Origin of the sequence: Intrasporangium sp. (assembly GCF_036566125.1) — a bacterium.
Taxonomy (GTDB): Bacteria; Actinomycetota; Actinomycetes; order Actinomycetales; family Dermatophilaceae; genus Intrasporangium.
The window spans coordinates 1-9,877 of record NZ_DATCWX010000357.1; the positions used below are offsets into that span (position 1 = coordinate 1).

A 9,877-nucleotide genomic window follows, 5' to 3' on the forward strand; every position below is an offset into this window, starting at 1 on the left:
TCACGCGCCATGGCGCACTCCCAACCGCTCGTAGATCGTCCGGTACGTCTCCGCCTGGGCCTCCCACGTGCGGGTCCGTGCGAAGCGCCGGCCATTGCCGCCCAACCGTGCCACGAGATCCGGGTCCGCTGCCAATCGGTGCAGCGCGGCGGCGAGGGCCACTGGGTCGCCGGGCGCCGCGACAAGCCCCGTCGCCGGGTCCGCCACGACCTCCGCGAGCGCCGGCAGGTCCGAGGCAACGACGGGCCGTCCGAGCGCCATCGCCTCGATCGGTTTGAGCGGCGTCACCGTGCGGCACACCTCGGTGTCGAGCCGCGGCACGACGAACGCATCAAGTGCCTGGTGCCACGCGATCGCTTCGTCCCTGGGCACGCGACCGGGCAGCATCACGAGGTCCTCGATGCCGAGCCGTTCGGCCAGCCTCCCCAACCCGGGCCGAGCGACACCGTCACCGACGATCGCGCACCGGACCGGCAAGCCCTCCTGCCGCAGGAGCGCCACAGCCCGGACGAGGACATCGAGCCCTTCGTAGTCGACGATCGACGAGACGGTCCCGACCCAGAAGCCGTCCTCGGGCAGCCCCAACCGGGCCCGCGCCCGTGACGGCGTGGTCCCGTTCGCCGACCGGTCCAGCAGCGACGCGTCGACCGCGTTGGGCACGAGCGAGATGCGCTCCGCCGGCACGCCCACCGCGATGAGGTCGTCCCGCAGCGCACGCGAGATCGTCACCACATGGTCGGCCGCCGCTGACAGCTCGGCCTCGCGGGCCCGGGCCATCACATAGCGCTCGCTCGTCGCGGCCCGCTCCTGGTCCTCGGGAGGGCGCCGCGCGACCCATGACTTCTCCAGCTGCCCGCGCACCTCATAGACCCACGGGACCCCGAGCGCGCCCGCGACCGCCTGCGCAGTGAGCGCGTTGGGGTAGTGCGTCGTCGTGTGGATCACCGTCGCGCCGAACTCCTGAGCCCGCCCCACGACCGCGTCGACCGTCTGCTCGAGCCGCCCGGTCGGGGTGGCGGCGAGCCGCCGGGGAACGAGGCGTCGGTACGTGATGCCGTCGACGACGTCGACGTCACGAGCCTGCGGCAAGCCAACGACGACGGGGTAGCCGATTCGCGTCATCGCCTCCACGGCCATCCCGGCCGCCGCTTGCGCGCGCAGGATCGCGTGGCTGCGCAGGGAGTAGCCGGATTGCGTCCAGGGCAGCGAGTTGATGAGTAGATGAAATGGTCGTATGCCGCTGAGCTCGCTCCCCGATACCCCTTCCGTTGAGCGGGTGGCTGGGATCCGTAGACGAAACCCCGGCGTGAGGAGGTCGCGCTCGGAAGCGAGCACAGCGGCATACCTCTGGGCGCCGCGGCGCGGCGACGTAGCGGCGGCCGCGGCCGCCTGGCTGACCTCACCACGCTGCCAGGCGGACCGCGCCAGCAGCAGGGGAGCGGCGTCAATCGGCGCGCTGCCGCCGAGGGCGATGTTGATCTCTGCTGCGACTCTCCGGGCGAATCCCGATCGCGGGTTGACCCGCCTCAACGAGGAGCGGGCATCGGCCGGATGGTCGGCGAGGTAGTGGGCGAGCGCATGCCGCACCGAGGCGGCGGAGCCGCCGGACAGCAGCGCCGACGCGACCCGGGAGCGGATCGGTGCGGGCAGTCGCCGGAGCGTTTGCACCGCGAGGAGCATCGGGTCGTCCTGGGCGTGGCGCACGGCGGTGCCTCCGAGGAGGACGAGGTTGCGGGCCGCCGGGAGGAGCTGGGGCAGCCGATCAGTCATGCCCACCGGCGATCCGCTCGAGGACGGCGAGGTATCGGGTGGCCAGGCTGTCGTCGTCGGCGTGGAACTGGGTCCACCGAGCCGGCTCGTCGCCGACGACCAGGGCACTGGGGTCGTTCGCCAGCTTTGCCCACGTGTCTGCCAGCGCATGCGGATCACCCGGCGTCACCGTCACGCCGGCCATGGTGTCGCGGATGATGCCTGCCGTCTCTCCTTCGACCGCGCCAGTGATGTGGAGGCCGATCGACATCGCCTCATAGAGCTTCGAGGGCACGGTGACGGTGAGCGCCGGCCACGGCCGAAGGTGCACGAGGAGCGTGTCCGCCCAGGCGTAGTGCTCGGCCACCTCGGATCGCGGCACCTGCCCCACCATCTCGATCGGAACGTCGCCCTTCGCGGCCATCTCGGCGACGGCGTCGTACTCGGCGCCGGCACCGACGATGCGCAGGCGCACGGGCACGCCCGCGAAGTGTGCCTCACGAGCGGCCAGCACGGCGGAGCCGAGGCCCTGCGCCCGACCGACGGTCCCGAGGTAGAGCACGTGCAGCTCCCCGTCCGGCACGCGGGGCAGGTGCCTGGGATATCTGGGGATCGGGTGGGCGCCGTTGCGGATGACGTGCACCTCACGGAGGCCGCGGTCGCGCAGTGCCTCGGCGAAGGTGTCCGTCGTGGTCACGACCGCTGCGGATGTCCGCTGGATGGCCGACACACCGAGGCTCGCGGCCCGGATGAGCCGAGAGCGCACGATTCGGCGGGTCCGACTCGGTGGCGCGGCTGCCTCGTCCCACTCGTCAGCGACGGCCAGCAGGTCTGGCCACGCATCGCGCATCTCGGTGACGAGAGGGGCCCGGAGCGCCCTCGCGACCACAGCTCCGGCACCGAGGGTGGGGATGGCGGGAGCCGTCGCAACGACGACGTCGGGCCGGTGCCGGCTCAGACGGGCGATCGACAGGCGCGTCGTGTCGGCCGCCGAGACGACCTGGTCGGCGATCCGGGTACCCAGGGCGTGGCCCTGTGTGCTGAAGCGCACCCGGTGCACGACCTCGCCGTACCGTCCAAGGTGCACCTGCCCGGGGCCCGGGCGGCTGGAGTCGCCTTGCAGGATCGCGTCTGGCTGGTGCGGCGGGGGAGTGACGACGGTGACGTGATGGCCGCGTTCACGGAACCGTCGCACGAAAGCACCCCAACGCTGTTGGGGTGCGCCGAGCTCCGGCTCGTAGTGGTGGGTGAGGAGGAGAATCCTCATTGGTGCATGGCGGTCTGCGACACGTGACGACTTCTGTGATCGTGGAACGCCCCTGTGCGCCCCCTGTGGGCGGAATCGTATCGGACCGGGACAGAATGCTCGACTCGTGTCGGACCGACATGGGCGATGACTCATCGATCGCTGGCCGGAACAAATCAGTCGGCGTAGTCGTCGAGCGTGTCCGTCCGGATCGACTCGCCGAGGTCGGCCATCTTGGCCTGGTCCACGACGTCGATCGAGGCGCCCTCGGGGCTCGTGCCGAAGCCGCTGAACGGGGCCGTGATGAAGCGCACGTCGCCGCCCCGGAGGCTGCGCATGGCGAAGGCCTCGGACCGCATGGTGCCCACGTCGAGCTTCTGGTCGACCGTGAGGTTGCTCGTCGCCGCTTCGAGGAAGTCCTTGAGCCGGAGCGGGTTGGTCAGGGTCTCCGCGCTCAACGTCTTGAGCATGAGCGCCTTGATGAAGGCCTGCTGACGCTTGCCGCGGGAGATGTCGCCCTCGCTGAGCTGCTTGCGCTGGCGGACGAAGATGAGGGCGGTCTCGCCGTCCATGTGCATGGTGCCCTTGGTGAACGTCCGCCCGTTGCCGGTCGAGCCCTCCTCGACCTTGACCTCGACTCCACCGACGGCGTCGGTCATCCGCTTGAAGCCCTCGAAGTCGACCATGGCGACGTGGTCGATCTCGACGCCGAGCAGGTTCTGCATCGTCTGGACGAGCAGGGGAGAGCCGCCGAACGCATAGGCCGCGTTGAGCTTGTTCTTGCCGCGGTCTGGGATCGACACGTAGAGGTCGCGCGGGAAGTGGATGAGGGTGACGTTGTGCCGGTCCTCCGGAACGTGGACGAGGACCATGACGTCGGATCGGACGCCGGTCCGGTCGGCCGCGCCGTCGCCGCCGATGAGCAGGTAGTTCGTCCCGTTGCCGGCCGGCTGAACGATCGTCTCGCCAGCCTCGTTCGTCGGCCCCGGCACGTCCGGGAGCAGCTGCTCCTGCTTGATGTTCGACGACACGATCTGGTTCAGCCAGACGAGGTAGCCCCCGACAGCCAGGACGGGCACGAGGAGCAGGACGAGCGCCGCGACGAGGACCCGCCGGTTGCGCTTCTTCTCCCGCTGCTTCTTGTGCAGGTCGTGGCGACTCGGCCTGCTCTGGAGGAGATCGTCATCCGCGTCGTCAGGGCCGTAATGATAATCGTCGTCGGTCGAGGTGGAGGGGCCGTGGTAGGACACGAGGCGACAGTCTAGGCGGTTGGTCAAGCCGCCATGGAAGCAAGCCGAGCCTTACTCGTCGAGAGTGCAGTTCGCGCCGCGGGCTCCTTCGGACCTGTGTAAGGAGGCCCACGTACCCACCGTAGGTAACCTTCCACGGATCGAGGCATGTGATCACCAAAACGCTGCTTGGTAGAAGGGTAGATGCACGTTTGGGTAGACTGGTTCCATGGGCCTGAACATCAAGAACGAACGGGTTCACGCGCTTGCCCGGGAGGCTGCCCGAGTGACCGGCAAGAACCAGACCAGCGCCATCGAGGAAGCCCTGGAGCTGCTCCTTCGCACGTATGGCGCCGATCCGCTCGAGGCGGGGGTGGCTCGCAAGGTCGACCTCGTCACGCGTCTCGTTCAGGAGTACCAGGACGATCCCGGCAACGAGCACCGCGTCACCCGCACCGTCGAAGACCTTTATGACGAGGCGACAGGGCTGCCCCAGTGATCGTCGACTCGTCAGCTCTCATGGCCATCGTCAACGACGAACCTGACGCGAAGCGCCTCCTCGCCGCCGTCGCGGCCGCGGAATGCCGGATGTCCGTCGCGAACTGGCTCGAGGTCACGATCGTCGCCGACTCCCGGTCCAGCGCCCACGGTGAGCGCCTGGACCGGATCATCGAAGCGCTCACCATCGAAGTGGTCCCGGTGTCAGTGCGCGAAGGCGCGGTGGCGCGGGCCGCCTATCGTCGCTATGGCCGAGGCTCGGGCGCGCAGGCCCGTCTCAACTTCGGCGACTGCTTCGCTTATGCACTGTCGGTGACGGCAGGAGAGCCACTGCTCTTCACCGGTGACGACTTCACCCACACGGATGTGGCGCGGGCGAGGTACTGATGACGGCATCTCCCATGGCGCACGTGGGAATGGCCCGGATGGTGGACCGCGATAGGTGTGCATAATCAGCGGTTATAGATTCGATCACATGACGATCACCGATGTCCCCAGCCTGAGGCATGAGGTCACGGCTCGTGCGGAAGTGAGCCCAGCGGCATACGGCAACACCGTGCATGAGCCCGCCAGACGTCTGAGCCAGCTGGACGCGCTCGAGGCGGAAGCCATCCAGATCATCCGCGAGGTCGCCGCCGAGTTGGAGCGGCCCGCGCTGCTCTTCAGCGGCGGCAAGGACTCGGTCGTCATGCTGCACCTTGCGGCCAAGGCGTTCTGGCCGGCACCGATCCCGTTCCCCGTGCTCCACGTCGACACCGGCCACAACTTCCCCGAGGTGCTCGACTACCGGGACGCGACCGTCAGGCGGCTCGCGCTGCGCCTCGAGGTCGCGCGGGTGCAGGACTACATCGACGACGGGCGGCTGCGTGAGCGTGCCGACGGCACCCGCAACCCGCTGCAGACCATCCCGCTGCTCGACGCGATCAACGAGCACCGCTTCGACGGCGTCTTCGGTGGCGGGCGGCGCGACGAAGAGAAGGCGCGCGCCAAGGAGCGCATCGTCAGCCTCCGCGACGAGTTCGGCCAGTGGGATCCCAAGAACCAGCGCCCCGAGTTGTGGAACCTCTACAACACGCGGCACCGGCCGGGGGAACACGTGCGCGCCTTCCCGATCAGCAACTGGACCGAGCTGGACGTCTGGCGCTACATCGAGCGCGAGGACATCCCGCTCGCTCCGCTGTACTACGCCCACGAGCGCGCCGTCTTCCAGCGCGACGGCATGTGGCTCGCCGTCGGGCCGTTCTCCCAGCCCCGCGATGGCGAGACCGTTGAGCGCCGCATCGTGCGCTACCGCACCGTGGGCGACATGTCCTGCACCGGCGCCGTGCTGTCGCCGGCCGCGACCAACGCCGCGATCGTGGCCGAGGTGGCCGCCTCAACCTTGACCGAGCGCGGCGCCACGCGCGCCGACGACCGCCTCTCCGAGGCGGCCATGGAGGACCGCAAGAAGGAGGGGTACTTCTGATGACGACACAGACCATGCCGTATGCCGCTGGGCTCGCTCAGGGCGGACTGTTGCGTCTCGCGACGGCTGGGTCCGTCGACGACGGCAAGTCGACCCTCGTCGGGCGGCTGCTCCATGACACGAAGTCGGTGCTGTCGGACCAGCTCGCGGCTGTCGAGCGTGTCTCGCGCGATCGGGGCCTGGCGGCCGCGGACCTGGCACTGCTCACCGATGGACTTCGGGCCGAGCGCGAGCAGGGGATCACCATCGACGTCGCGTATCGGTACTTCGCCACGCCGCGCCGGTCGTTCGTGCTGGCCGACTGCCCCGGCCACGTGCAGTACACCCGGAACACGGTGACCGGATCGTCGACCGCCGACGTCCTCGTCCTGTTGGTCGATGCGCGCAAGGGTGTCCTGGAGCAGACCCGTCGGCACCTGGCCGTGGCCGCGTTGCTCCGCGTGCCGCACGTCGTCGTGGCCGTGAACAAGATTGACCTCGTGGGGTTCTCGCAGGAGGCCTTCGAGCGAGTCGAGGCGTCGGTCCAGGCCGTGGCCCGCGAACTCGGCGTCCTCGAGGCCCGCGCCATCCCTGTCTCTGCGCTCAACGGCGACAACATCGTCGAGCGGTCATCGAGGACGCCGTGGTACTCGGGCCCGGCGCTGCTCGAGCTGCTCGAGTCGCTGCCGCCGTCGGACGACGTCTCACAGGAGTCGTTCCGGCTGCCAGTGCAGCTCGTCGTCCGACCCCAGGGCGCGGCGCTGGGCGAGGAGCATCGGGACTATCGCGGCTACGCGGGCGCCGTGGCCTCAGGGGTCGTGCGCGTGGGCGACGAGGTCGTCGCGCTGCCGTCCGGGCAGCGGTCCCGAGTGGTCGGCATCGATCTCGGTTCGCGGGAGCTGGAGGAGGCCTTCGCTCCGCAGTCGGTCACGCTGCGCCTGGCGGACGAGATCGACATCTCACGCGGCGACATCATCTCGGGGGTCGATGGAGCGCCGCAGCCCACGCAGGACCTTGCTGCGGTGGTGTGCTGGCTGGGAGACGCGCCGCTCCGGGCCGGGCAGCGGCTGCTGCTCAAGCACGGAGCCCGGACTGTCCAGGCCTTCGCTCGCAGCATCGAGGGAGTCCTTGACCTCGACGACCTTCATGCCGTGCCGGCAGAAGCGTTGTCGCTCAACGACATCGGGCGCGTGACACTGCGGCTCGCTGCGCCGGTCCCCGTGGAGGACTATTCCGTGTCACGTCGTGGTGGGTCCTTCCTGCTCATCGACGGGCACGACGGGAGGACGCTCGCGGCCGGAATGGTCGGGGCGACCCTGCCGTCCGGCGCGCCCGTGCCCGTGGCGCCCGAAGGCGACGAGAACTTCGACATCTGACCGCCCGACTGTCTGATCGACCTTCTCCAATCGAAAGAACACCTTCGGGGGCCCTCCTCCCGATCGAAAGAACAACTTCCGGCCCGGAAGTTGTTCTTTCGATCGGGTGAGGCAAGTCCTCACTCGGAGCGGGATGCGGTCTTTTCGATGGCGGCGAGGATTCGGCCGTAGTCACGCCCGGCCTCGTCACCGAGCACCCCGCCCCAGGCCCGCACCATCTCGGGGCCGTAGCGGTGGCCATAGCCGTAAGGCGGGTTGAGCCCGACCGCCATGTCCGTGGTCAGCTGCCAGAACGTGACAAAGGGGATCCACGTGACGTCCGGGTTGACGTCGCGGCCGAGTGGCTCACGCAGCCAGTCGGGTTCGGCGCCGAGGAGGGTCGGGCCCCACCAGACGACGGGGTCCGAGGGGTGCTGGAGGAACACGAACCGCGGCTCCTCCCATCGGCCGAGCGGGCGACCCACGTAATCCGTCGTCAGCTCGACGTCCGTGGTCGCGAACCGGATGTGCAGGCCGTTGTCGATGACTGGAGAGATCTGCGGCGAGCCCTGGGTCCGGGAGGCGTAGAGGTGCTCGGCGATCCCGGTGAAACTGGGCGTGCCGCTCCACACACCGCCCTGTGCCCGGGCCAGCATGTCGTCCACGTCGGAGAAGGTCGACAGCCCGCCATAGGCCCCGAGCGACTCGCCACCCACGACGAGCCTCGGCCGGGAGCCCGCTGGGAGCTTCGACCACTCGGCATAGACCTTGTCGAAGAGCGCCCGCCCCGCTTCCCTCGGCGTGGCCCGGTCGGTCAGCAGCTCGAGGGCGCTCGGCAGGTAGGAGTACTGCATCGAGGCGATCGCGCTGTTCCCGTTGGTGAGGTATTCGATCGACTGCGAGGACCAGTCGTTGACCCAACCGTTGCCGGTCGCAGTGATCACAGCGAGGACCTTGCGGTCGAAGCCGCCGGTGCGGTGCAGCTCGGCGACGACCCGGTCGGCGGTCTGCTCGATCGACTCGGCGTCGTGCACCCCGGCGTAGACGCGAATCGGCTGGATCGCCGGCTCCCCGGTCGCCGCGGTGATCTGCGCCGGTGTCAGGGTCTGGGTGACGAACACCTGCCCCTGATTGCCGAGCGTCGAGTAGGTCTCGGGAGATCCGGGCCCCCCGGAGATGAGCGGTGACGTCGGAGGGCTCCTTCCCTCTGGCGACTGGGCGTTGAGGTGCGCCGAGTAGCGGCCGAAGAGCTCGACGCCACGCTGCATGACGATGCTGTCGGTGAACCACGCCGCGACGAAGAGGACGACGACCACGGCGAGCGCGGTCGCCGCGGCCGTCGGCAGCACCTTGGCGGCGCGGTGCTCGAGGCGCTGAGTGAGCCTTCGGGTCCCGCGGCCTGCGGCGACGAGCCCGATCCAGACGACCACCGCCAGGGCGAGCGCGCCGACCCAGTCGAGCGGACTCAGAGGGGCGAGGTGGACCACGCCGGCAGTGACTGCCTGCGACCGCACGTTGGCGATGACCGCCCAGACGAACGCGGCCGCGAGGAGCACGACCCAGACGACGCGGAGCCAGTGTCCCTGTTCCTCACCGATGATGATCCGCAGACCGAGGAGCTGGCTGATCCCGCGCGCGAGCCAGGCCAGCAGCGCCCCGAGGCCGTATCCGGCTGCCCCACAGATACCGGAGACCAGGCCCTGATAGAGCCAGGTGCGCGGCAGCAGGCTCGGCGACAGCGCGATGATGAAATAGGCGGCTCCAAACAGCAGCCCGGTCCATGAGAGGCCGAACCGGTCGGCCTCGGCTCTCGCCACGCGCACGACGTGCCGACCGGTGATGACGGGGGCGGTCCGCCTCTCCAGGTTGAGCTCTCCTGGCCGCTCCATGCCGCGATTGTAGGTACCGGTGACGTCGGGGTCCCGGGATCGTCAGCTCCGGGCTGCCGGCCAGTCACTCCGCAGGCTGCTGTTCGAGTGTGCACTTCCCGCCGGGCCACCATGTCGCCCCCGCACCACAAACCGAGCGGCATGCGGACTACCTACCGCGTGCGTATCTTCACGGGATGGCTGGGTCTCTGGACAACACCGGGATTCGGTGATTCTGGTCCGACAGCGAACACCTCGGGCATATCGTCGAACCATCCCCATCCGTGGCGTGGGAGGCCGCGATGAAGGATCTGGAGTACGACGAGTTCGAGGTGGATCTCGAACGCAGTCGGGACGGGTACAGCGCTCGGGTCGTCGATTCACCCACGGGCCCGGCTCCCGTAATCCCGTTCGTGCAGCCCATGGAGATCGCGGACCTGCCGCCGCTCAGGGAGACCATGCGCGGCGCTGAGGCAGAGGCGCCTGCC

At 69.2% G+C, this 9,877-nt stretch carries 9 protein-coding genes; 5 read left to right on the forward strand and 4 right to left on the reverse strand.

The genetic code is table 11. From position 1 onward, the window contains the following. The 3 genes from VIR15_RS21060 to VIR15_RS21070 all read right to left on the reverse strand — a co-directional run bounded on the left by VIR15_RS21060 (nt 1) and on the right by VIR15_RS21070 (nt 4,272). On the reverse strand, nt 1-1,770 hold the full coding sequence (locus VIR15_RS21060; RefSeq protein WP_331931446.1) for a glycosyltransferase family 4 protein: 1,770 nt from the start codon (nt 1,768-1,770) through the stop codon (nt 1-3). Beyond that, a complete protein-coding gene (locus VIR15_RS21065) occupies nt 1,763-3,016 on the reverse strand; it encodes a glycosyltransferase family 4 protein (protein ID WP_331931448.1) in 1,254 nt (417 codons plus the stop codon). The genes VIR15_RS21060 and VIR15_RS21065 overlap by 8 nt, the downstream gene beginning before the upstream one ends. 155 nt (nt 3,017-3,171) lie before the next feature. Continuing rightward, the gene (locus VIR15_RS21070; protein ID WP_331931450.1) at nt 3,172-4,272 is read right to left on the reverse strand and encodes an LCP family protein; all 1,101 of its coding nucleotides are present in this window, start codon (nt 4,270-4,272) and stop codon (nt 3,172-3,174) included. Between the two features lie 181 nt (nt 4,273-4,453). Here VIR15_RS21070 and VIR15_RS21075 point away from each other — a divergent pair, with 181 nt between their 5' ends. The 4 genes from VIR15_RS21075 to cysN all read left to right on the forward strand — a co-directional run bounded on the left by VIR15_RS21075 (nt 4,454) and on the right by cysN (nt 7,542). Continuing rightward, nucleotides 4,454-4,723 (forward strand): type II toxin-antitoxin system VapB family antitoxin, encoded by a 270-nt coding sequence (locus tag VIR15_RS21075; RefSeq protein ID WP_331931452.1) that lies wholly within the window; start codon nt 4,454-4,456, stop codon nt 4,721-4,723. Continuing rightward, nucleotides 4,720-5,109: a type II toxin-antitoxin system VapC family toxin gene (locus VIR15_RS21080; protein ID WP_331931454.1), complete on the forward strand. Its 390-nt coding sequence runs from the start codon at nt 4,720-4,722 to the stop codon at nt 5,107-5,109. The genes VIR15_RS21075 and VIR15_RS21080 overlap by 4 nt, the downstream gene beginning before the upstream one ends. Before the next feature lie 88 nt (nt 5,110-5,197). Continuing rightward, complete coding sequence (gene cysD, locus VIR15_RS21085; RefSeq protein WP_331931456.1) at nt 5,198-6,187, forward strand: sulfate adenylyltransferase subunit CysD; 990 nt, start codon at nt 5,198-5,200, stop codon at nt 6,185-6,187. After that, a complete protein-coding gene (gene cysN / locus VIR15_RS21090) occupies nt 6,187-7,542 on the forward strand; it encodes a sulfate adenylyltransferase subunit CysN (protein WP_331931458.1) in 1,356 nt (451 codons plus the stop codon). The genes cysD and cysN overlap by 1 nt, the downstream gene beginning before the upstream one ends. 119 nt (nt 7,543-7,661) lie before the next feature. On the opposite strand, the gene VIR15_RS21095 is transcribed toward cysN, so the two are convergent. Beyond that, a complete protein-coding gene (locus tag VIR15_RS21095) occupies nt 7,662-9,410 on the reverse strand; it encodes an alpha/beta hydrolase (protein WP_331931460.1) in 1,749 nt (582 codons plus the stop codon). 281 nt (nt 9,411-9,691) lie between these two features. On the opposite strand from VIR15_RS21095, the gene VIR15_RS21100 reads away from it, so the two are divergent. After that, a partial coding sequence (locus VIR15_RS21100; RefSeq protein WP_331931462.1) for a hypothetical protein occupies nt 9,692-9,877 on the forward strand: 186 nt, incomplete at its 3' end.

Excerpts from the sequence above, each read along its gene's own strand:
- VIR15_RS21060 (WP_331931446.1), bottom strand. The coding sequence starts at position 1,770 with ATGACTGATCGGCTGCCCCAGCTCCTCCCGGCGGCCCGCAACCTCGTC.
- VIR15_RS21065 (WP_331931448.1), bottom strand. The coding sequence starts at position 3,016 with ATGAGGATTCTCCTCCTCACCCACCACTACGAGCCGGAGCTCGGCGCA.
- VIR15_RS21075 (WP_331931452.1), top strand. The coding sequence starts at position 4,454 with ATGGGCCTGAACATCAAGAACGAACGGGTTCACGCGCTTGCCCGGGAG.
- cysD (WP_331931456.1), top strand. The coding sequence starts at position 5,198 with ATGACGATCACCGATGTCCCCAGCCTGAGGCATGAGGTCACGGCTCGT.
- cysN (WP_331931458.1), top strand. The coding sequence starts at position 6,187 with ATGACGACACAGACCATGCCGTATGCCGCTGGGCTCGCTCAGGGCGGA.
- VIR15_RS21095 (WP_331931460.1), bottom strand. The coding sequence starts at position 9,410 with ATGGAGCGGCCAGGAGAGCTCAACCTGGAGAGGCGGACCGCCCCCGTC.